The organism is Micromonospora kangleipakensis (assembly GCF_004217615.1).
In the GTDB taxonomy this organism is placed as follows: Bacteria; Actinomycetota; Actinomycetes; order Mycobacteriales; family Micromonosporaceae; genus Micromonospora; species Micromonospora kangleipakensis.
Map to the genome: position 1 here is coordinate 4726141 of NZ_SHLD01000001.1, position 20085 is coordinate 4746225.

The 20085-nt window shown below is 69.4% G+C and carries 25 protein-coding genes and 2 pseudogenes; 11 read left to right on the forward strand and 16 right to left on the reverse strand.

The window, feature by feature from the left end; translation table 11 throughout:
* Positions 1-388: 388 nt before the first annotated feature.
* Positions 389-775, reverse strand: a complete 387-nt coding sequence (locus EV384_RS22755; protein WP_278045633.1) for a tyrosine-type recombinase/integrase — start codon at positions 773-775, stop codon at positions 389-391.
* 141 nt (positions 776-916) lie between these two features.
* Between EV384_RS22755 and EV384_RS22760 the strand changes: the two genes are divergently transcribed.
* Both EV384_RS22760 and EV384_RS22765 read left to right on the forward strand, forming a co-directional pair.
* On the forward strand, positions 917-1216 hold the full coding sequence (locus EV384_RS22760; RefSeq protein ID WP_130334535.1) for a transposase: 300 nt from the start codon (positions 917-919) through the stop codon (positions 1214-1216).
* A 41-nt stretch (positions 1217-1257) separates the two neighbouring features.
* Entirely contained in the window at positions 1258-2103 is an 846-nt protein-coding gene (locus EV384_RS22765; RefSeq protein ID WP_207232345.1) for an IS3 family transposase, read from the forward strand.
* A 31-nt stretch (positions 2104-2134) separates the two neighbouring features.
* Here EV384_RS22765 and EV384_RS22770 read toward each other — a convergent pair.
* The 3 genes and pseudogenes from EV384_RS22770 to EV384_RS22780 all read right to left on the reverse strand — a co-directional run.
* A pseudogene (locus tag EV384_RS22770) lies at positions 2135-3309 on the reverse strand (IS3 family transposase); the annotation flags it as partial.
* A gap of 44 nt (positions 3310-3353) precedes the next feature.
* Positions 3354-3896: a phage integrase N-terminal SAM-like domain-containing protein gene (locus EV384_RS22775; RefSeq protein WP_130336369.1), complete on the reverse strand. Its 543-nt coding sequence runs from the start codon at positions 3894-3896 to the stop codon at positions 3354-3356.
* 84 nt (positions 3897-3980) lie between these two features.
* Entirely contained in the window at positions 3981-4547 is a 567-nt protein-coding gene (locus EV384_RS22780; RefSeq protein WP_130340754.1) for a DinB family protein, read from the reverse strand.
* Between the two features lie 196 nt (positions 4548-4743).
* On the opposite strand from EV384_RS22780, the gene EV384_RS22785 reads away from it, so the two are divergent.
* Together EV384_RS22785 and EV384_RS36245 are read left to right on the forward strand one after the other, a co-directional pair.
* Positions 4744-4959 (forward strand): putative signal transducing protein, encoded by a 216-nt coding sequence (locus tag EV384_RS22785; protein WP_165440028.1) that lies wholly within the window; start codon positions 4744-4746, stop codon positions 4957-4959.
* 1078 nt (positions 4960-6037) lie between these two features.
* Positions 6038-6487, forward strand: coding sequence for a transposase (locus tag EV384_RS36245; RefSeq protein ID WP_242624518.1), 450 nt, complete (start codon positions 6038-6040; stop codon positions 6485-6487).
* A 66-nt stretch (positions 6488-6553) separates the two neighbouring features.
* Here EV384_RS36245 and EV384_RS22795 read toward each other — a convergent pair whose 3' ends face one another.
* On the reverse strand, positions 6554-7165 hold the full coding sequence (locus EV384_RS22795) for a helix-turn-helix domain-containing protein (RefSeq protein ID WP_130336373.1): 612 nt from the start codon (positions 7163-7165) through the stop codon (positions 6554-6556).
* Positions 7166-7258: 93 nt separating this feature from the next.
* Here EV384_RS22795 and EV384_RS22800 point away from each other — a divergent pair, with 93 nt between their 5' ends.
* The 5 genes from EV384_RS22800 to EV384_RS22820 all read left to right on the forward strand — a co-directional run bounded on the left by EV384_RS22800 (position 7259) and on the right by EV384_RS22820 (position 9998).
* On the forward strand, positions 7259-7786 hold the full coding sequence (locus EV384_RS22800) for an integrase (protein WP_242624217.1): 528 nt from the start codon (positions 7259-7261) through the stop codon (positions 7784-7786).
* Positions 7787-7935: 149 nt separating this feature from the next.
* The gene (locus EV384_RS22805) at positions 7936-8217 is read left to right on the forward strand and encodes an Imm32 family immunity protein (RefSeq protein ID WP_130336375.1); all 282 of its coding nucleotides are present in this window, start codon (positions 7936-7938) and stop codon (positions 8215-8217) included.
* Positions 8218-8444: 227 nt separating this feature from the next.
* Positions 8445-8705 carry a hypothetical protein gene (locus EV384_RS22810; RefSeq protein WP_130336377.1) on the forward strand — a complete coding sequence of 87 codons (261 nt, stop codon included), beginning with the start codon at positions 8445-8447 and terminating at the stop codon, positions 8703-8705.
* Positions 8706-8720: 15 nt separating this feature from the next.
* A complete protein-coding gene (locus EV384_RS22815) occupies positions 8721-9080 on the forward strand; it encodes a transposase (protein WP_130330906.1) in 360 nt (119 codons plus the stop codon).
* A 189-nt stretch (positions 9081-9269) separates the two neighbouring features.
* Positions 9270-9998, forward strand: a complete 729-nt coding sequence (locus tag EV384_RS22820) for an IS3 family transposase (RefSeq protein WP_130336379.1) — start codon at positions 9270-9272, stop codon at positions 9996-9998.
* Positions 9999-10212: 214 nt separating this feature from the next.
* Here the strand turns inward: EV384_RS22820 and EV384_RS22825 are convergent, their stop codons facing one another.
* The 8 genes from EV384_RS22825 to EV384_RS22855 all read right to left on the reverse strand — a co-directional run bounded on the left by EV384_RS22825 (position 10213) and on the right by EV384_RS22855 (position 15499).
* Entirely contained in the window at positions 10213-10986 is a 774-nt protein-coding gene (locus EV384_RS22825; RefSeq protein ID WP_130336380.1) for a hypothetical protein, read from the reverse strand.
* Between the two features lie 25 nt (positions 10987-11011).
* Positions 11012-11242: a hypothetical protein gene (locus EV384_RS22830; RefSeq protein WP_130336382.1), complete on the reverse strand. Its 231-nt coding sequence runs from the start codon at positions 11240-11242 to the stop codon at positions 11012-11014.
* Between the two features lie 324 nt (positions 11243-11566).
* A complete protein-coding gene (locus EV384_RS22835; protein WP_130336384.1) occupies positions 11567-12832 on the reverse strand; it encodes an AcrVA2 family anti-CRISPR protein in 1266 nt (421 codons plus the stop codon).
* On the reverse strand, positions 12829-13527 hold the full coding sequence (locus tag EV384_RS22840) for a GGDEF domain-containing protein (protein WP_130336386.1): 699 nt from the start codon (positions 13525-13527) through the stop codon (positions 12829-12831). Before EV384_RS22840 ends, EV384_RS22835 begins: the two co-directional genes overlap by 4 nt.
* A gap of 127 nt (positions 13528-13654) precedes the next feature.
* Positions 13655-14137 carry a hypothetical protein gene (locus EV384_RS22845; RefSeq protein WP_130336388.1) on the reverse strand — a complete coding sequence of 161 codons (483 nt, stop codon included), beginning with the start codon at positions 14135-14137 and terminating at the stop codon, positions 13655-13657.
* 66 nt (positions 14138-14203) lie between these two features.
* Positions 14204-14596 carry a DUF932 domain-containing protein gene (locus EV384_RS22850; protein WP_130336390.1) on the reverse strand — a complete coding sequence of 131 codons (393 nt, stop codon included), beginning with the start codon at positions 14594-14596 and terminating at the stop codon, positions 14204-14206.
* 15 nt (positions 14597-14611) lie between these two features.
* Complete coding sequence (locus EV384_RS36840; protein ID WP_278045634.1) at positions 14612-14743, reverse strand: hypothetical protein; 132 nt, start codon at positions 14741-14743, stop codon at positions 14612-14614.
* A gap of 306 nt (positions 14744-15049) precedes the next feature.
* On the reverse strand, positions 15050-15499 hold the full coding sequence (locus EV384_RS22855) for a hypothetical protein (RefSeq protein WP_130336392.1): 450 nt from the start codon (positions 15497-15499) through the stop codon (positions 15050-15052).
* A 265-nt stretch (positions 15500-15764) separates the two neighbouring features.
* Here EV384_RS22855 and EV384_RS22860 point away from each other — a divergent pair, with 265 nt between their 5' ends.
* Together EV384_RS22860 and EV384_RS37355 are read left to right on the forward strand one after the other, a co-directional pair.
* Positions 15765-16496, forward strand: a complete 732-nt coding sequence (locus tag EV384_RS22860) for a hypothetical protein (protein WP_130336394.1) — start codon at positions 15765-15767, stop codon at positions 16494-16496.
* Between the two features lie 70 nt (positions 16497-16566).
* A complete protein-coding gene (locus EV384_RS37355; RefSeq protein WP_423202914.1) occupies positions 16567-17208 on the forward strand; it encodes a helix-turn-helix domain-containing protein in 642 nt (213 codons plus the stop codon).
* A 509-nt stretch (positions 17209-17717) separates the two neighbouring features.
* On the opposite strand, the pseudogene EV384_RS37090 reads toward EV384_RS37355, so the two are convergent.
* The 3 genes and pseudogenes from EV384_RS37090 to EV384_RS22885 all read right to left on the reverse strand — a co-directional run bounded on the left by EV384_RS37090 (position 17718) and on the right by EV384_RS22885 (position 19718).
* Positions 17718-18056 (reverse strand): annotated as a pseudogene (locus tag EV384_RS37090) (hypothetical protein).
* Between the two features lie 64 nt (positions 18057-18120).
* Entirely contained in the window at positions 18121-18366 is a 246-nt protein-coding gene (locus tag EV384_RS22880) for a hypothetical protein (RefSeq protein WP_130336401.1), read from the reverse strand.
* A 155-nt stretch (positions 18367-18521) separates the two neighbouring features.
* On the reverse strand, positions 18522-19718 hold the full coding sequence (locus EV384_RS22885) for a helix-turn-helix domain-containing protein (protein ID WP_130336403.1): 1197 nt from the start codon (positions 19716-19718) through the stop codon (positions 18522-18524).
* Between the last annotated feature and the right edge of the window lie 367 nt (positions 19719-20085).

The following is a 20085-nucleotide window of genomic DNA, read 5'->3' on the forward strand; positions in this document are numbered from 1 at the left end:
GTCGGCCGACGGCGAGGCCGCCCGCTTGATTGACCCCGTCCGGTCACGGTCGCAAACCACCATGCCCCGACTCTCCGTGGGCGAATGGATGACCGGCAGCCGAACCCATCGGCCTGCCCTTCCGGCATCGGTCGGAACCTGGCGACGCGACCACCCACAACGCCTTCCGGCATCACGAGCATGGCGCGCACGGCGCCGGCGTCGAGGCCAAGCCCCTGCGGGGTGGGCCTACGGCCCAGCCATTGACCCCGGCACCGCACACACGCCTGCCCAAAACCCATTGCCGGAACCGGAAAAACCAACGTCAGCAGGTCAAAACCAGAGACTTGACCGGCCCCGCTCCTTCATGGATGACACAGAGGGGTGCCAGATCCGCTCGTTGTGGTCGCTACGTTCCAGAGGCCATGTAGGCGGCGAGGATGTAGTTGGGGTGCCGGTCGAGGTTCTTGCGGGCGCGGTCGTAGCGCATGGTGGTGCGAGGGTCGGCGTGACGAGCGGCGATCTGTACGTCGCACAGGCTGACGCCAGCGTCGAGCATGGTTGTGACGAAGGTGTGGCGCAGCATGTGCGGGTGCATCCTTGGCATCCGTATCCCGGCGCTGGCCGCCAGGTGCTTGAGTCGGCGGGTTGCCACGTGTCGGTCCATCCGCGCCCCGAGGGTGTTTCGAAGGATCGGCCCGGTGGTGCGGTCGTCGACGGCCTGGTCGATGGCTCGGGCCACCGCGGGTGGCAGCGGGACGAGCACAACCTTGGCACCCTTGCCGCGCACGCGCACTACCCGGTGGCCGTGCTCCTCGGGGCTTGACCCCTGATCCTGGACACGGGGTTTATGCGGCGGGGGCCAGCGTAGCCGGTGCCGGTCGGGCGTGCCATTCCCCTCGTAGCGTGGAGGCCAGAGCTTGAGGGATAGAGGTTCATGGCTGAGACGAGACGCCAGTTCGATCCGGAGTTCCGGGCGGGCGCGGTGCGCATCGTGCGGGAGACCGGGAAGTCGATCGCGCAGGTCGCGCGTGACCTGGGGATCAACGACGGCACCCTTGCCAACTGGGTGAAGAAGGACCGCGAGACTCGCGGTGAGGCCGCTGCCGGGCAGTTGTCGGAGGACGAGCGGGCGGAGCTGGCCCGGCTGCGGCGGGAGAACGCGGAGCTGGCGATGGAGCGTGATGTCCTCAAGCGATCCGTGGTCCTGTGGGTCAAGGAAGCGACGGGCCGGTGAGCGTGGCCGGGTTCATCGCTTCCCAGAGGACCGAGCATGACGTGCCGCACGCGATCGCCTGCCGGGCCCTCGGAGTGTCCGAGTCGTGGTTCTACAAATGGCGCGACCGGCCGCCAACGCCCCGCGATGATCGGCGTGCCCGGCTGGCAGCCGCGGTCACGAAGGTCTTCGACGACTCGGGCGGCACCTACGGCAGCCCGCGCATCGGGATCGAGCTGCGCGAGCAGGGCTGGCAGGTCTCCGACAACACGATCGCGCAGCTCATGGCCGAGTTCGGCCTGGCCGCCCGTATCAAGCGCCGCCGGCGCAGCCTGACCCGCCAGGGCAAACGTCCGGCCGCACCGGACCTGGTCAAGCGGGTGTTCACCGCGCCGGCGCCGGATGTCGCCTGGTGCGGCGACATGACCGAGATCCGCACCGACGAGGGCAAGCTCTATCTGGCCACTGTCATCGACCTGTACTCGCGCCGGATCCTCGGCTACGCGATGGGCGCCCACCACGACGCCGGGCTGGTCGTCGCAGCGCTGAACATGGCCGCCGTCACCCGCGGCGGCCGCGTGGAAGGGGTGATCTTTCACAGCGACAGGGGCAGCGAGTACACCTCGGCCGACTTTGCCCGGGCCTGCGCCCGATGGAAGGTACGCCAGTCGATGGGCCGGGTCGGGTCCTGCTTCGACAACGCCGTCGCCGAGGCCACCTTCTCCACCATCAAGGTCGAGTACGTCCACCGCCGCCACTTCCGCACCCGCACCGAAGCCCGCCTGAAGATCGCCACCTGGATCACCGACTTCTACAACCAGCGCCGCCGGCACTCCGTCTGCGACTGGCGCTCACCCATCGACTACGAACGATCAGAGACCCGCGCCCTGGAGGCCCAGGCCGCATAACGGAGCCCTCCACGATTCCAGGGGATTGACAGGCGTTTCTCTCGTAGGTGATCGGGGATTGCTGTCGGAGCCGAGAGTGGCGTCGGACGGTGTTGTAGCGGTGCAGCCAGCGGAACGCGGTGAGCCGTGCTTCGCGTTCGTCGGTGAAGGCGCGGCGGCCTTGGAGGGTTTCGCGTTTGAAGGTGGCGTTGAATGATTCGGCGGCGGCGTTGTCGGCAGAGCTACCGACCGCGCTCATCGACTGCCGAATGCCGGCGGCCCGGCATGCTGCGGCGAAGGCCCTCGATGTGTATTGGGCTCCGTGGTCGGTGTGCAGGATCGCTGCGTCGAGGCTGCCCCGGGTGCGCTTCGCGGCGTGGAGGGCGTCGATGACCAGGTCGGTGCGCATGTGGTCGGCGATCGCCCAGCCCGCGAGGCGGCGGGAGTGCAGGTCGATGACGGTGGCCAGGTAGAGGAAGCCGCGGTCACCGACCGGCAGGTAGGTGATGTCACCGACGTAGCGCTGGTTGACGGCCGGGGCGGTGAAGTCACGGCCGATCAGGTCCGGTGCCTTCGCCGCGGCCGGGTCCGGCACCGTCGTGCGGACGCGGCGGCGTAGTCGTAGACCCTGCACGCCGAAGCGCCGCATCACCCGTGCGACCCGCTTCCGGTTGACCCGCAGTCCGGCATCGTGCAGCTCAGCAGTGATCCTCGGTGCCCCGTAGGTGCCGTCGTGCTCGGCGTGCACCGCCCGGATCCGGCCCGCGAGAGCGACATCCGTGGCCTCTCGTGCCGCCCTGGCCGACGCCGTGGACCGCCAGTAGTAGTAGCTCGACCGGGACAACCCGATGATCTGACACAACCGCTTCACGCCATAGCGCTGCTGATGGTCGGCGACGAACTGGAAGCGGTTCACCAGCGCGTCTCCCCGGCGAAATACCGGGCCGCCTTCCGCAGAATGTCCCGCTCCTCTTCCAACTCCCGGATCCGCCGCCGCAACTGCGCGTTCTCGTCCTCCACCGAACCGGACGCCTGCGAGCCCGCCACGGAGGCCGCCGACCCGGCCGTTGCGCCCCTGCGTCGATCATCGGCGCGGACCCAGCTACGCAACGTCTCCCGGTTGACGCCGAGATCGTCAGCGATCTGCGCGATCGTCGTCCCAGGCCGAGACCGGTACAACGCGACCGCGTCGGCCTTGAACTCCGCGGGGTAGTGCTTGTTCACCATCTGTCAGGGACTCCTGATCTCCCCGGACCATCACGATCCAAGGTTCAAGTGTCCAGGACCAGGGGGCAACTCCCCTCGCCCAGGTCGGCGATGCTGGCCCCGCAGGCTTCGAAGATCCGCAGACCGAGCAGGCCCAGAAGCGCGACCAGGGCGAAGTCGTTCGGGTTGGTCGACAGTCGAGCGGTAGTGATCAGTGCCTCGAACTGCAGGTGACCCAGGCCGAGGGTTGGCGATTCGGCCGGCACCGTCGGCCGGCGGACGTAGTCGGCCGGCGAGTGGTCCAAGATGGCGTCGATGACGCAGACCCGATAGAACCCGACGACGACGGACAGGCGGCGCGAGACCGTCGAGGGCTGGTACCGGCGTACGTCCTGCAGCCAGCGTACGTACCGCTCGACGTCTGCCCGTGCCGAAGCCAGCGGGTCGAGGTCATGGTCGGTGCACCAGCGTAGGAAGATTCGCAGGTCGGACTCGGTATGGACGCGAGTCTGGCCGCGGTAGCGGCCCAGGAAGGCGGACACCGCGGCGCGCAAAACAAGCTGATCGGTAGGTACGACGCCGGAAGCGGGAGCAGGAAAGGCAGCCATACATCACCGTGGGTCACCAGCGGCGATGAGCGCCAGCACGCCCGGAGCGGCATGAGCGTGCACCAGATCGGAAGGACTACCCGGTCATAGGTGACCTCGGCTGCCTTTCCATAGATAGAGGTCCCGCAGCAGGGATATCTCGGCGCCGTGGTGAATGACCTCGCGGTGTACGTGCAGGATGAGCTTCGCCATCGGTGCATCCGCGTACTCCGGCGGTGAGATGGCGCCTTGCGGCTGAGCTAATCCGGCTGCGCCGAGGTGGCGGACATCGCGGATCCACGCATCGTGCCCGTCGTCGAGCTGCCGCAGTGCTGCCTCGGCGGTGCCCGGGTAGGCGACGGCCCGGTGACCGGCAAGCGAGCCATCGAAGTGGGGTGCGGTCGGTGGTCCGAACACGTCGATGAGGTGCGCCAGCCGCCAGGCGATCGTGGTGATCGGCGCGCGGTCGTGTGGCGGGCTGGCGTAGTCCAAGGTGAATTCGCCTGCGCCGACCGACAACGGCGCAGAACTCTGGCCGCGCCGGCTGAGGGTCCAGGCGCCCAGGACCGGCTGCCAGAAGTACTCGTCATCGGTCAGCCCGTCAAGCCGTGGCCGAAGCTGATGCTGCCAGTGCCACTCAAGTTGGTCGACCAGCTCTGCGTTCCAGTCCACACCCACGGTGCGACAGTAGAGATTGACAGGCGACCCGATCAAACCTACGACGAAACCGCCAGGGCCCCGAAGCGCCCTACAAGGCGGCACTTTCCCGCTCCGGCCCAGCCGCCGCGGCGAGCGGATTGCCGGAAGCGGATGCTCGCCACGGCGGTTCCTGACTATCACAATCCCCGTACGCAGTATGGTTCGGTTCGTGACCAACCGGACGGTGCCCGTGGCCAGCGTCTCGAGCCGCGCCGAGGGCGACATTGTGGCGGGCTTGCTGCAGAGCGAGGGCATCGACGCCTGGGTCACCGCCGACGACGCGGGTGGCGAACTGGGCTCACTCCAGTTAGAGGGAGTGCGCGTGCTGGTCGCGCCGGCCGACGAAGCCCGGGCACGGCACATTTTGGCGAACTCGCCGTCCTAACGGCTCGAGTCCCCGTACGCGGCCAGCCGTCGACGAGATGCGCCGACAGGTCCCGCATCTCGCGCGGAGCGCCGCTCCCAATCTGTTTCCCCGCCCAGCTCTGCCAACCGCTCGGATCGCGGCTACTTATTTAAATTGGATCTACGACCCGTGCCCGGCCAGGCTGGGTCGAGGTAGCTGGTGGGTTCGCTCTCTTCGCGGCTGTCCACTGGATCCGGGGTGTGACTCTCATCTGGCATGCGCCCGCCGGCCACCGTCCGGGGAGTGGCTCAAGAGGGGTTTGTGCAGCTCAAAGTAGCTTTGCCCTCCCTGTCGACATCAATCGGTCTGACGGTGAGGGAGGAACCGGCACATGAGTCGCGTGATGATCGGGATGGATCCGCACAAGCGGTCGGCCACGATCGAAGCCATCGACGATCGGGAAAAAGTCCTGACCCGGGGCCGTTTCGGCACCGACAGCGACGGCTACCGGCAGATGCTGGCGGCCGGCCGCGCGTTCAGCGACCGGGTGTGGGCGGTCGAGGGCTGCAACGGTGTGGGGCCGGCACATCGCCCAGCGGCTGGTCGCCGACGGCGAGACGGTCCTCGACGTACCGGCCAAGCTGTCCGCACGGGTGCGGGTCTTCGACACCGGCCAGGGCCGCAAGACCGACGCGGTCGACGCGCACAGCGTCGCAGTCGCCGGCCTGCGCAGCCGCGGCCTGCGCACCGTCACTCCCGACGACGTCACGGTCGTAATCCGGCTACTCGTTGAGCGCCGCGACGAACTCGGCCGGGCCGCACCGAGACCGTCAGCCGCATCCATCACCTGCTGCTCGAACTCATCCCGGGCGGAGCGAAGAAGTTCCTCACCCGTGGCCAGGCCAGCTACCTGCTGCGCACCGCGCCGCCACCGGACGGCATCGTCGCCCAGACCCGTCACGATCTGGCCCGCGAACTCATCGAGGAACTGACCACGATCGACGCCAAGATCCGGGCGGCGGACAAGCAGCTGCGTCAACTCATCACCGCGCACGGCAGCACCCTGACCGACCTGCACGGCATTGGCCCGTCCGGGGCAGCCCGCCTGATCGGCGACATCGGCGACATCCGCCGGTTCCACACCGCCGCGCACTTCGCGTCCTGGAACGGCACCGCCCCGCTCGAGGCGTCCTCCGGCGACCAGCGCCGCCACCGGCTCTCCCGCGCCGGCAACCGGCGCATCAACCGGGTCCTGCACATCATGGCCGTCGTCCAACTACGCCACGACACGCCCGGCCGCGCCTACTACCGGCGCCGCCTCGCCGAAGGCAAAACAACGATGGAGGCGCTCCGCGCCCTCAAACGCCACCTGTCCGACGTCGTCTACAAGCGGATGCTGCACAACGCCAGAACCAGCGGAGCTGGGGAAACGGGCCCGGGAGGACACTCGGGAGCGACTCTGCAATCCAGCGCGGACGGCCTGATCCCGACAGCCGCCTCTTCGGACAAGTCACAACCCGGACCCGCCACCCAACAGCCTAGAACAAAACCTGCCATGACCCCTTGACCTAGAGGGGAACCAGATCCGCGCACCTGATCTTGGCGCGTCTCCGCTGACCTGCGATCCGGAGCGTCAGGAGTGAACGTCAAGCCCGGTGATGGCGAGCAGATCTTTCTCGGACATCTCCAGTGCTTCGGCCAGTTCCGCGACCAGGATCTGGTGCGGATTCCAGCCACCGCTACGCACCATGTTGATCGTCGACATCGACCGGGCGCACCGTACGGCCATCTCCTTGACCGAGATCCCACGCAGATCCATCAGCCTGGCGAGCACTGAACCGAAAGGGTGCGGCTCGGGCACGCCTGCCGCGGCGGATCCCGGCCCGATGACGACGTCGCCTACCTTCGCCTGGAATCGGATCAGCCGGTCATCGCTGAACCGGACCCGCGCGGACAACGGCAACGTGTCCCCGGCATCGCGGCTGACCGTGCCAGGCACGGTCACCTCGGTGAACCTCGAAACGGCACGCGGTTCGTCCCGGGCGATCTCACGCGGACGGGCGGGCTCCACCCGGGTCACCCGCCAGGCGCGGTCCCACCAGGGCCACTCGTCGAGCAGCTCGTTGAACAACGGCGGCAGGACCCCGAGGTCCACCGGCGTCGGCGCCACCGCGTGAACGATGCCTGGCCAGTACGTCAACGCCCCGATCACAGCGGGACTTAACAGCCGGTCTGCCGAACTCACCGTCAGAGCCTGGCCATCGGTGGAGCTGCGGGTCCATGGCCGACGCCGACCAGCCTGGCCCGCCATCGCTATCCGTAGCGCGCTGTTCGCGGCATGAGCGTGCACACCACGGCGACCCGATCGGCGGCACGTGTCACGGGCAAGTACCTTGGCTGGCATCCATTGACCGGAAAGATCGACCGCGAGGTGACCCACGTGCGGACTCGACTGCGGCAGCTGCGAATCGACGCGCGGACCTTCGTGTGGCGCGCGGAGATTCATCACGTGCAGGGCAGCGGTGATTGCCACCGGTGCATTCGCTTGCGGGTCTGGGGCGCTGGAAGGACGAGCCAGGCACTCCAGGCGGATCTGCTGTCGGTCGCCTGGCCGGCACCGTGGGGAGCATGCGCGACCGACGGCGCCTATCCGGCATCGGCCGACGTTCGAGCCGTCATCAGCTACGCGCTGAAGCATGGATGGCAGCCTGAGAGGCGGGGCGGAACGTTCGTGCTGGCCGAGCACGAGCATGCAGCCGGGTTCACCTTGCCTGATTTCCTTCTGACCGATCGGCTGTGTACACCAGAGAGCGCGGATCCCACGCTTCGAGTGATCCGCGCCTACGAACGTCGCCATCGAGAATGACGGTCTTCCGCACATCGGCACGACCCGCCGCCGACGCGATTCGCTTGCCGTAACACCCCGTAGCGCGCGGTTCGCGGCATGTGAGGATGCTTCGGTTCGTTCTCGGTTGCAGGCGAGGGCGTGTCCCGGCCATGAGGAAGACTGCGCCAGTGAACGATTACCGGCTGTGCCGTCTTTCGACGTGTGACGGCGAACTAGAGCTTGCCGGACCGCCGGCTGCTCTTCGTGCCCTTGCCCGGCTGCTCCGCGAGCCTTGGGAGCGGGTGGAAGCTCAGGTTTCGGGCGGAGTTGTCGTTCAGGAGCGGACAGCAGGACCGCTGACCGTCAGCCTTCGAGGCGAAGCAACGCTGCATCTTTCCGGCGGTCATCGGTATCTCGACATCCTTTGGGACGCCCTCGACGGTGTGGCTGAGCAAGCCGAAAAGCGCTGAGGATCGCGGGGTTCACCGGCATCAGCACATCGAGTACCTTTCGGATGACGAATACCGGTCGCCGGAGTCTGTCCCTCTGGTCATCGTGTCCGATTGGCCAGAGGCGGCATAGCGGACGAGCGGTGACCGCAGTCTCGGACCATCGCGCCTCCCTCAGTACCGCGCGGCGAACGCCCTCACATCGGCAGTTCAGGATGCCCGCTCGACTCAGAGGCTATCTACCGAGCGTGATCGCCTCGGTCGGCGAGCACGCGCGGGTCGCGGCAGATCAGCGCGGCGTCGCACGTCGGTCGAAGCGGGTTGCTGTAGTCCTCGTGTGGACGTTGGCAGCCGAACTACCGACGTCGTCGCGCGTTGCGGTGCTGGCGGTAGCGTTGAATCCACAGTGGCACGACGACTACCCAAACGAGCGCGATCAGGCGCATCCGGCCAGTGCTGAGCGTCAGGTTGGCTATGAAACAAAGCGCTCCGAACGCGGCCGCAAGTGAGCCACCCCCGCTTTCATGGAGCTTCTCGATCATGGTCTGATGGCCATGGGGAGGAAGTCGTCCGTGGCAGCACCGAAGAAGTACCCCGACGAGCTACGCCAGCGCGCTGTGCGCTTGTATCGCGAGTCGGACCCGAAGCCCGTGATCCGGCGCCTGGCCGAGCAGCTCGGCGTGCATCACGAGGCGTTGCGGAACTGGATCAGGCAGGCCGAGGCCGACGCGGGCGAGCGTCACGACCGGCCCACCAGCGAGATGGCCGAGGAGAACCGCCGGCTGCGCAAAGAAGTCGCCGAGCTGCGGCGGGCGAACGAGATCCTGAAAGCGGCGAGCGCGTATTTCGCGGCGGAGCTCGACCCGACCCGGCGGCGGTCATGACGTTCATTTATGAACACCGTGACCAGTTCGCGGTCGCGCTCCTGCTACGGGTCCTCAACGTCGGCGCCTCGACCTACTACGCGTGGGTCAAGCAGGTCGAACAGCCCTGCGACCGTGACGTAGTCGACCTGGGGTTGCTGTCCAACATTCACGAGATCTGGACCGCGTCGGGGCACACCTACGGACCGGGTGCACCGGCAGCTACGCCGCGACGGCATCCGCGTGGGCCGCAAGCGGGTGGAGCGGCTGATGGCGCAGCAGGGCTGGCAGGGTGCGTTCCTGCGCCGAGGCTGGCGCGGCGGCTCCACGAAGCAGGACCCGCGGGCGACGCCGGCGCCGGATCTGGTCAACCGTCAGTTCACCGCAACCGGGCCGCACCGGCTCTGGGTCGCCGACGCCACCCGCATCCCATGCGGCGAAGGCGTGTTCTGGCTGGCAGCGGTCCGCGACGCCTTCTCCCGCCGGATCGTCGGATGGAAGACCTCCGACCGCTGCGACACCGACCTCATCCTCGCCGCACTCGAATACGGCATCTGGTCCCGCGACGTCCGCGACGGCCAGTTGATCCACCACAGCGACAGGGGGTCCAACTACACGTCCTTCCGCTTCGCTGAACGCTTGCAGGACAACGGAATCCTGCCCTCGATGGGCTCCGTCGGCGACTCGTACGACAACGCGCTCATGGAGAACTTCTGGTCGACGCTGAAGATCGAACTCGTCTACCGCACGAGCTGGCGCACCCGCGACGAGGCCGAGAACGCGATCTTCGCCTACATCGACGGCTGGTACAACACCCGCCGCATCCAAAAGGAACTGGGCTACCTCAGCCCCGACGAGCACGAAACCGCCTGGCACGCCCGCCAGAAGGAACCAGCCGAACCAACTATCACTACCCCTGCACCAGCCGGCAGCAGGTAACCACCGTTCCATCAAAGCGGGGGGAACTCACTGCACACCATGTGCGGGACATGGGTGGCTCGCATAGCTCCACGAGAATTAGCGCCTACCATTGAAGGCTGGCTTGACGAAGGCCGCAGGGTTCGAATAGCCGCCATGCCAGTCCCTTACGACCGCGACCGGATCGCCGACGTGCTCCCCGACCCGCCGCCGGAGCCGACCGGCTGACCCATATTCACCTGGTGGGGACGTCCTCCAGGTGCAGCTGGTACCAGTGCTCGTCGGTGACCAGGTGCAGCACCGGCCCGCGGCCGACAGCCGTCACACGGGCCGGAAGCGGGCCGCCGTCGGGCAGGACGAGCCGGTACTCGCCGGCGACGCGCAGCGCGTCGCCGTCCAGTTCCCCGACGACGAACCGGTCCTGGTCCGGCCCGTACCCGCCGAGCAATCCGATCCGGGTGTGGCTGACAGCCAAGGCTCTGGCTCCGTCGATCGGGTTGCGCCACCCGGTGACCTCCCCACCTTGGACCCTCACGATCGGGAAGTCGGTGTAGTAGCAGGTCCAGACCGCATCGTCGGTGACGTTGAGGGCGTAACAGTCGCTAATCGCGCCGAAGGTGTTGTCCACATGGGACGGAAAGCGCCACGCTGGCTGCAGCTCGGGTGAGAAGCGGATCAGGCCCATGTTGCCGATCGGCGGAGGGGCGTCCCGGTCACCCCAGCCGTAGTTGCCGTACACGCCCTCATCGAAGTACCCCACCCACACCTCACCGGAGGTGGTGGTGAAGACGTGCTCGATGCCGTCGCCGAGGGTTGCCCGGGCCTCGATGTGTCCCTCGCTGTCGTAGATCACCGCGTTGCGGTCCGGGTCGTCCGGGCGCCACCGGCACCGGGCTCCGACCACCAGCACCCGTCCGTGCGGCAGGGGCTGCACCGATGGGTGGGCCGCCGCCAGCCCCGGCAACGGCGTGACGTGGACGCTGTCGCCGGCCTGCCTGCTCGCCCGCACCGTTACGGGACGGTCGCTGGTCGGGTCAGGGAATGTCGCCCAGCCCGGTTGGGTGGTGACCGACCGACCGCAGCGCCGCGTTGTCGGCCGCATTAGCCCACAGCGCGACGAGGTCGCCGGCCGGTCCGACCGACGCCGACACCAGCACGTCGCCGCGGTAAGGCCGCACCAGCGGCGGACCCGGCGCCAGCATCCACGTCGGCCGCCCGTGGGCGGTCTGCTTCCTGTTCCGCCGACGGCCCTTCTCCCACGTCACTCCGGTACCTCATCACCACGTCGCGCTCCGACGCCAGCCGATTCCACAGGTACCGCCCCACGGGCCACAAGCAGACCTGCCCCACGTCTGGTTCCCGGCCGAGCTCGGGCACGAACACGTTCCACTTCTCGTCCATGCCGCGAGCGTCGCAACCGAGCTTGACCCATTCCCACTGTTCGTCCGACCACGTGCGGGGGCGGAATCTCGGTCATCGGCATCCGCGCCACGTTGGGCGACACGTGCCGCAACGACGACCGGGGGCAGTCCCGTGCCCCTGTTCGCCCGCTGGGCGGTGGCAGTGAGGAGCTGCCACCGCCCAGGCCGTCAACCTTGGTGGTGCCTGATGACCCGCACGGTGGTGGTGGCCTTGATCGGCTTGTCCTGCGGACCGCGCAGTTGAGGGTTGATGTAGATCAGCCGGCGCTGGCTCCGACCTGGCCCGTAAGGTTGCCGGCGCCAGTGTCCACGCACCCACCACCGGTACTCCCGGCTGACGCCTTCGCCGGTGGGTTGCCCGCCGTTTCCGTCGGAGCGCGATGCCCCTCGGCTGCCCCGGAACTGGATCAGGCGCACCTCGGGCTCATGCCGGCTCTGCCGGCGATAGGCCTTGCGGATGCGATCGTCGACGGGAGCGTGGGAGGTCTGGGCCAGTTGCTGGGCGATGAGTAGGAGCGTCGCGTTGAGCGGTTGGGCGGGGTTGGTGGGTGCGAGGATCGATCCGTCGGGGATTTGTGTGCACCACGTGGGGATGAGCCAGCCCACGTGTTCGCGGAGGCGTTGCAGGTCCGGTCCTTGCAGGCCGGCGCCGACAGCGCGGTATCCGACGGCGACGACACCGTTGGTCGTACTGGTCCAGCTGAGGGCGGCCATGGTCTCCAGTGGCAGCGCCCAGGCGAGCAAGCCGTGGGGTGCGGGCAGGTCCGTGGACTCGAACGGGGTGTCGGGCAGTGCCGCTGTGGCGTGGCGGGTCAGGTCGGTGAATTCGGGGTCGACCCAGTAGAGGCGGGCGCCGTCCAATCCGTCGGCGACGGCCTGTCGCGGCTCGGCCGGGAGCAGGTCGATCTGGTCCGGCCCCCGGAGCAGGGCGGTAAGCCGGTCGCGGACTTTCGGCAGCCGCGTCGCGGCCACGGGCATCTGCTGCCACTCCCCCACGGAGGTGAGGGTTCGACCGGCTTGCAGGCTGTCGACGATGGTGGCTTGCAGCTGGCGTAGAGCATGCCGGGCGTCGCCGGTGAGGTCGGCGCCGATGGCGGCTTGGGCGCGGGTGGCGAGACCCTCGGCGTCGCGCGCCTCGACGAGCATGGAGCAGGTGATGCACGCCGCCCAGTCGGTGCCGTAGCGGTGGACCTGGTGGTGGTCGTCGGCGATGAAGTGGGCGTCGACGTTGCGGGTGCGGTGGACGTAGATGACTTTCGGGTCTGAGCAGAAGTCGCAGCGGTACTCGGCGGCGACGGTGTCGGCGGGGACGGGCTGCGGGTCGTGGTCGGGCCGACCGGCGGCGGCGGGGTGCCGCCATGCCCACTCCCCCGTGGCCAGGTCGGTGTACCGGTTGAGCAGTTGGCGGCAGACCTGGCAGGCGGTGGGGTTCAAGACTGCACCTGCCGTCGGGTCACCGTCCGGTGGGCCTGGTGGTCGCGTAGCCGTCGGCGACGTTGTATCGGCGGGGGCATGTGCATTCCGGGGTGGTAGTTGGCGATGTGGTCGCGGCGCTGCTTGGCGTGGTAGAGGGCGATGTCGGCTTGACGCAGGTGGCCGGCGAGGGTGCCGTCGAGGCCGTTGAAGTAGGTGACGCCGGCGCTGGCGTGCGGGGTGAGGGTGGCGCGGGTGCCGTCGGCGCCGGTGACGGTGATCGGGGGCGTGAGGGCGACGAGCGCGGCGGCGGGCGGATGGAGGTGGTCGTGGTCGTCGGCGGGCAGGAGCAGCAGGAATTCGTCGCCGGCGAGGCGGGCGGCGACGCCGCCGTGATGCGCCGCGGTGTGCGACAGGCGGTCGGCGGCAGCGACGAGGAGGGCGTCGCCGGCGTCGTGACCGTAGGTGTCGTTGACGGCTTTGAAGTCGTTGAGGTCGATCAGCGTCACGGTCAGGCTGCGCCCGGCCTCGGCGAACCGGATGAACAGTCGGGTGGCGCCGGTGCGGTTGGGCAGTCCGGTGAGCGGGTCGTGGTGGGCCTGCTGGACGGCGGCGGCGAGCTCGCGGCGCAGCCGGCGCAGTGCGGGCCGCGTGGTCGCTGCGCCGAGTAGGAAACCGAGGGCGGCGGCAAGGCCAGCCATGGCGATGGTGGACACTGTGTTCCTTCCTCTGGAAAGGCCCGGGACGCGTGCTGTGGGGCTGGCGTCCCGGGCCCGGGGAAACGAGAAGCGGCCCGCCACGAGGGCGGGCCGGTGCGGGTCGCGGGGTGCGGCGACGGCGCGGTCAGCGGATGCCGAGGCGACGCCGGTCGGCGATGTCGGCCTGGGCGGCGAGTTCCGGGTAGGTCGCGCGGATGACGTCCCACACCTGGCGCAGCAGCTGGTGGCTGCTGTAGACGGGTGACGGGTCGCCGTACCGGTAGGTCATGGTTTCGGTGTCGACGTGTCGGGCGATGTGGCTGCGCGGGTTCGCGGCGAAGGGGGCGGGGCGGCGGCAGCGGGGGTTGGGGCAGTGCGGCGGCGGCTCAGGGGCTGCGGCGGGCTGCCACCGCTGGTACCAGTGCGGTCCCCGCCGCCCGTCGACGGCGATGCCGGCGGTGATCCGGCCGCCATTGGTGGCCATGGTGAACTGGCGGCGGCAGTAGCTGCAGTGGTCGCGCCAGATGAAGCGGACGTCGCCGATGACGGCGGTGTGGCCGTCGAGGGTGAGCACGGGGGGTGGCGCGGTGGCGATCTCCGCGGGCAGGTCGGGGTGGTGTTCGGTCACGGTGGTTCCTTCCGGTAGCAGGAAGGGGCGAGCCGGAAACCGGCTCACCCCTTTGTGGGTGGGCGTTCAGGCGGACAGGAGCGTGAAGGCGCGCCGTTTGATCGCCGCGGCGGCGCCGTCGGAGAGGACCTTGTGGGCGCGGTGGTGGGCGCTGCGGGCGGGTTGCTCGTGGTCAAGCCACTCGGTGATGGCCTGGTAGCCGGCCCAGGCGGTGCCGCGGATGGCTGCTTGCGTGTCGGCTTCGTCGAACAGGTGCCGCAGGCTCCGTTCGCGGGCCATCTTCTTGAGGTAGGCCGATTCGCCGTCGTCGTCGGTGAGGGGCCACAGCTGTCCGGCGATGTACTGAAGCTGCTCCCAGTCCAGCTGCCTCGCGCACGTCGCTGGATTGCGGCAGGCAGTTGGGGTGGGGCGCGGGCAGCGCCGAGGGCAGGCGGATGCGCCCGCACGGCGTGCTGGCAGCTGGTGTGAATGTCGTCAGCGGTGCCGGCGGGCGGTGGTGATGTCCACCAGTGCCGGCCGGCTCGTCGGACGTCCACGTGCGGCGACGTCCCGAGCCGCGGGCTGCGCCTGGGAGTTGCGGACGCCGGGGCGGCGGTCTGCTGTCACGGGCCGACCTGGGTAGGTGGGCCTGAGAAGCGGCTGGGCGCCGGCGGGCGTCGGAGAAAGATGCGATGTGCCGCGAACGCTACGGCCGGTGCCTGACAGGGCCTACCGGAAGGCAGTTCACTGCGACTCCGTCAGACCTGACAGGCCTGCGCCCACCCCGACGTCTCGCAGAGCGGGCCTCGCGCACTGGCGATGATGGCTTGCGCGGCGAGGTGGGGTCAGCGTCGTCGGGAGTGGGGCGGCGGCGCGGCCGAACATCATCGGCCGCGGCGATCAGGCAGGCAGGCTGGCATTCCGGGCTGCGGTTCACCCGTCGGCCCTTCCGTGGAAGACCAGGACGTCGGCATGCACCCTCATCCGGTCGGTGGCCGGGGCTTCGACAGCGACGAGGTGCTGCACGTAGGTGAGTCCCCTCGCCCGGGCGGCGCTGATGACGCGCGGATGCATCATGGCGTCGCCGCTGGCGAGGGCGACGACAAGACAACCGGCGCGACGCAGCCGGTCGGTGTGCGTGCGCAGCCACCCCGCCGCGGACTGCCGCGGCCACTGCATGACGATCAGCGCGGCCCGCTCGTGGCTCGCGAGACGGCGCCGGATCCGGCGGCCCGCCAGGTGCGCGGCTCGCTGGAGGTGTGCGCTGTTGGTGCCGTCGAGGATCAGGTCGCGGCGGTGGGTGAAGTTGGCGATCAGGCGCTGGGCGAGCGGAGCCGACACCAGCTCGGTGTCGGTCGGCAGGTGCCACACGGTGATCGGCACGGGCGGTTGCACGGGCACCAGGTGACCGGTCGGACGGGGTGACGGGCGGCGGTCGGTCATGGGCGTGTGCCCCTGGACCGGTGACGTACTGACCAACAGGCAGACGGCGCAGGTCAGGCCCGCCGAACCCGGGGGCCGCCCGACAGGGCCTGACAGCCCCGGCGGCGGAACATGTCGCTGCCTGACCGCATCTGACAGCGATCCGTCCTGTCAGCAGGTGGCACTGGAATGGGCGGCCTCGAACCGATCGAGCCGAGGAGCGCACATGCCCATCTCCGCCATCGCCGCCGCCGACCGGGCTTTCGCCCTGCTGGTCCGCGGTCCGGACCCGTTGCAGCTCGACGGCCGTGACGTGCCGGGGCTGCCCCGGCGTCGCCTGACCCTCGACACCGTCCGCGACCTGCTGGTCGGCGGGGTCGACACCGGTGTGTCGGACGCGGTGTGGCGGATCCTGTCCGCCCACGCCCGCGCCGACGGCCCGGCGTGGGTGGTCGGCGCTGTCGGGGTGGCCGTGCCCGGACTGACCCTCATCGCCTCCCGGCTGGCGCACGGCTTTGCCAAGCAGGCCGACGACATCGGCTCCGAGGTCGTCGCCGGGTTCCTGCAGGCCCTGCGCGGCGACGACCTCAAGGGACCGCGCGTATGGCTGCGCCTGTGCTGGACCGCGTGGCGTACAGGCCACGCCGCACGCCGCACGGAAACCACGCTGGAACTCCCCCACGATCTGCCGGTCGGCTCCCGCACCCCACGCTTCCCGTACGGGCACCCGGACCTGGTCCTGGCGCGCGCCGTCACCGCCGGCGTCATCACCGCCGAGCAGGCCGAACTGATCGGCGCCACCCGCCTCGGTGGAACCCTCGTCGATCACCTCGCCGCCGAGCTTGACGTGTCCGCGCCGGTGATCCGGATGCGTCGCCGACGTGCCGAGCAGACCCTCGCCGCCGCCATCCACCGAGGCGACCTCGCCGTACGCGCCAACCGCGCACGCCCTCGGTGATCGCCTCACCGTTGCGGGCAGCCAGCCCCTGCCTCGCCCATTCATCCCTGCCGTTCGCAAGGAGAAACGCATGAGCTTGGAAGCGATCGTGTGGGCGCTCCACGACGCCCCCGACGTGCCGCCATCGTGCCTGGCCGTCCTACTCGGCCTTGCTAACCACGCCCACAGCGACGGACGCGGTGCCCACCCGTCCCAGGAACGCCTCGCCCATTACGCCCGCAAGTCGGTGCGGTCGGTCCGCAACGACCTGGCCGAACTGCAACGCCGCGGCTTGATCCGCCGTGGCGACCAGCGGCACACCGCCTTCGTCCCGCTCGACCGGCGCCCGATCGTCTGGGATCTGGCAATCGAGCGGCGCCGCACCGTGCCAACTGCCCCAACACCCGAGATTGCGGTTGAGGCGGAACGGTCGGAAGCAGGCTTCCGGGGTTCCCCTGAACAGCCGGAAGCAGACTTCCGGTCGTCATCCGAGAAGGCGGAAGCTGGCTGCCCCCCGCAACGGGAACGGCCGGAAGCAGACTTCCCAACGACAGGAAGTGTGCTACCAAACGGCCGGAAGCACGCTTCCTACAAACCGTCCTTAACCATTAAAGAACCACGCGCGCGCCGGCGCCCGAGGCGCTCCGTCGACCGGCACTGCCCCCGCCACCGGGGATCCCCGGCGCACAACTGCGGCCCGTGCCGAAGCGAAGCGCTCGCGGGCCCCGAATGACCGGCCGAAGCCAACGTCCCTGCCCCAGGGCGCCTCGGCGGCTCTGCGGCCCGGTGCGATCAACCGCCACGCAGTGAGCAGTTGGACCAGTTCTCGGGTGTGAGACGCCCCGCCTCTGCCTACATGGGCCGGACCGGAATTCGGAGCGATGACATCTTGGGTGTGAACTCTCGGCGAGGCCGTCGGATCCGGTGTCGTCCGAGGTCATCCGGCCTGCGGAGGGTCGTCTCGGTCTGGGTCGGCTGGCGCGATTGCTGTAGTTCGCTGCTGTGCTGCCGGCTTCGACCGCTCGTCCTCCCTGGTCCACCCGAGGAAGCGGCGGTGCAACGCGCCAGCCGACGTCCAGGGCATGTCCTCGGCGGCTTTGACGAGGTAGGAGCCGAGGTAGAGGGCCAGCGACACTGGAGCGTCCGCATACTCCGCCCGCAGCTCGCGCCTCCGAGTCGAGCAGGGCCACGGAAGGTCGCAGCCTCCGCAGCTCCAGATCGGCATGACCGGGCTGTGGGTGGTCACCGCTCACCAGCCAGGAACCGAGTGGTGATCGTCCAGGCCTGCCGCCTGGTTGCCCAATCCACCTGCCAGCATCGGTACGGCACCAGCCGCGACCACCACACTCGGCAACCGACGCACATCCCGTCGAGCCCACGGACGTGTACCGCGAGAATCGCCTGCTCCTGATAGTCGCTCACTCGGCTTCTCCGTCCGGCCAGTGACCACGGTTGATCGGGATCCGGTGCCGGGTATGGCAGGGCAGTTCAACACCGCATCGGCAGATTCGCCGCCAGCTCTGCCAGGACCAGACCGGCCGGTGCCGTCGGGCGAGGGTCAGGGCGGTCGCGAGCAGATATTCGTCGTACGAGACGCGCTGCCTGTCTGGAGCCGACATGCCATGAGAGCCGGCCCCCACTCGGCTCACCCGTGGCCCCTCGTCCCGTAGCCGGTGCGCTGGCCCAGCGTCACCGGCATAGTCGGCACTATCTGCGTCGGCTCGCGGTACCACTGCGTTTCCCGCAACCGCTCCGCCTGGTCGAGCAGTCGCCGCTGCGCCTCCGCCTGCTCGCTCGCCTGGTACCGCTGCCCGGTGCCCGGCGGTGGCGGCGGCTCCGGCCGCTGGACCAGCCACCGCACCAGCTTGCACAGCTCGGACCAGATCGCCACAGGTTCCGCCTCCTCGTCGAGCGTCGGGAGGCGGCGGCGAAGTCTCGTCAGGTCCTATCGGGTGTCGGGCATGAAAGAGCCCCGCCGCCGCCAGTGACCTGGACGTTACGAGCGGTCACGGGCGGCGGCGGGGAGAGTTTGTACCCGAGGGAGCGCTACCCCATCACCCCAATCGCGAGAGCGAGCTCCCGCGCGTCCTCCCCGACCGTGCCCGGCCGGTTCGACAGCTCCAGAGCGAACGTGCGGGCGTACGGATGGTGCCGCACCGTGTCCACGCTCTCTCGCAGCGCCCGTCCGAGCAGATGCACCACCGCGACCTCGCCTCGGTGCAGCATGTGCGCCCGAGCGGCCTCGATCAGGGCGCCAGCCCGACGGGTGTGCGACGGCAGCGCCCGATAGTCAGCTGTGTCGGCCCGCCGGACGGCCTCACCAGCTCGACACAGGTCCGTCTCGATGGTGACCGCGTACGCCGCGCAGGCGGCTGGCCCGAACATCAGCCAGGGGTGGGCGTACCCGCTGCCGAGCCGGCTCGCCGCCTCCTCGGCGGCGTCCCACGCGCGCCATGCCTTCCCGGCCCGCCCGGCCTTGCTGTGCCCGAGCGCGATGCCGAGCTGCGCCTGCCCCCACCGCGCCAACTGCTCACCACCCGCAGCCGGGTCAACCAGGCCCGCGGCGTCGACGAGCACCTGCTCGGCGGCGTCGACCTGGTTCGCTCCGCGGTAGACGTGGGCGTAGTACCAGGCGGCTACGGCGATGACAGCGGGGTCGTCTGCGTCCTGAGCGGCGAGCATCGCCCGGTCAGCGGCGAGCCACACCAACTCCGAATACGGCTGATGGGCCATGTACAACTGCGCAAGGTGGTAGACGCGCGCCAACTCGACCAGCGCCTGCCGGCGGGCCAGGCCGTCCAGCCTGCGGGCGCTGCGTTGCGCATCAGCCAGCAGCCCGGGAAGCACCGCGGCGACCGCCGTACGCTCGACGGTCGACCGGTGCCACAGCGCCCACGCCTGGTCGACCAGGCCGCGCAGCACGTCGACGGGCGTCGGATCGCCGGCCGGCACGGCAGTGCGCTGCATGGCGGCGGCGACGTTGTCGACATCGGGGTGGCCAGCGCGGGTTACCGATGCCACCGGCAGGGACTGATCGCCGGTCAGCTCCGCCAGGTCGGAGATGTCGAGCACATCGGCCAGGCGGAGCAGCATAGGTAGGCGGGGCGGGAGGAGACGGCCATTCTCCAGGGCTTTGACCCATTCGGCGCTGCGGCCGACGAGTCCACCGAGAACTGGACGCGTTTTCCCTGCACGTTCGCGGTGGGCGCGAAGACGCGCACCAAAGGTCGTGGGGTCGGTCATCGTCGTCTCCCAGGTAGCGGTCTGGGCGGCGGGCCGCCGGCCGCTACTCCGGCGGGCCGCCACAATCGACGGTACTCGGATGGCAGCCTCCATGCGCTCCGCCGTAACCGAGTTGCGAAAGAAGTGCCGCGCGAGGCGCGCCGACCCGGCACGCGGAACGGGCCACCAGGCACGCCTTCACAGACTCCGGCGTACAGGTCGGCTCGTCCGTCGCCCACCAGGCCAGCCGCTGTCACATGGCGGCTGGCCTGCTGCTTCTTCGAGTGCTGCCGGTCGTCGTCGGTCGTCCTTGGTCGGCGTTTGACGGCCCGGTGACGGCCAGACGGCCCGGTGACGGCCCAGACCTCGGCTGCCTGTAGATCCGTGG

Bases quoted from the DNA above. Each gene is read 5' to 3' on its own strand.
- EV384_RS22760 (WP_130334535.1), top strand. From the start codon at position 917: ATGGCTGAGACGAGACGCCAGTTCGATCCGGAGTTCCGGGCGGGCGCG.
- EV384_RS22775 (WP_130336369.1), bottom strand. From the start codon at position 3,896: ATGGCTGCCTTTCCTGCTCCCGCTTCCGGCGTCGTACCTACCGATCAG.
- EV384_RS22800 (WP_242624217.1), top strand. From the start codon at position 7,259: ATGAGCGTGCACACCACGGCGACCCGATCGGCGGCACGTGTCACGGGC.
- EV384_RS22815 (WP_130330906.1), top strand. From the start codon at position 8,721: ATGGAGCTTCTCGATCATGGTCTGATGGCCATGGGGAGGAAGTCGTCC.
- EV384_RS22860 (WP_130336394.1), top strand. From the start codon at position 15,765: ATGCCCATCTCCGCCATCGCCGCCGCCGACCGGGCTTTCGCCCTGCTG.
- EV384_RS37355 (WP_423202914.1), top strand. From the start codon at position 16,567: ATGAGCTTGGAAGCGATCGTGTGGGCGCTCCACGACGCCCCCGACGTG.
- EV384_RS22885 (WP_130336403.1), bottom strand. From the start codon at position 19,718: ATGACCGACCCCACGACCTTTGGTGCGCGTCTTCGCGCCCACCGCGAA.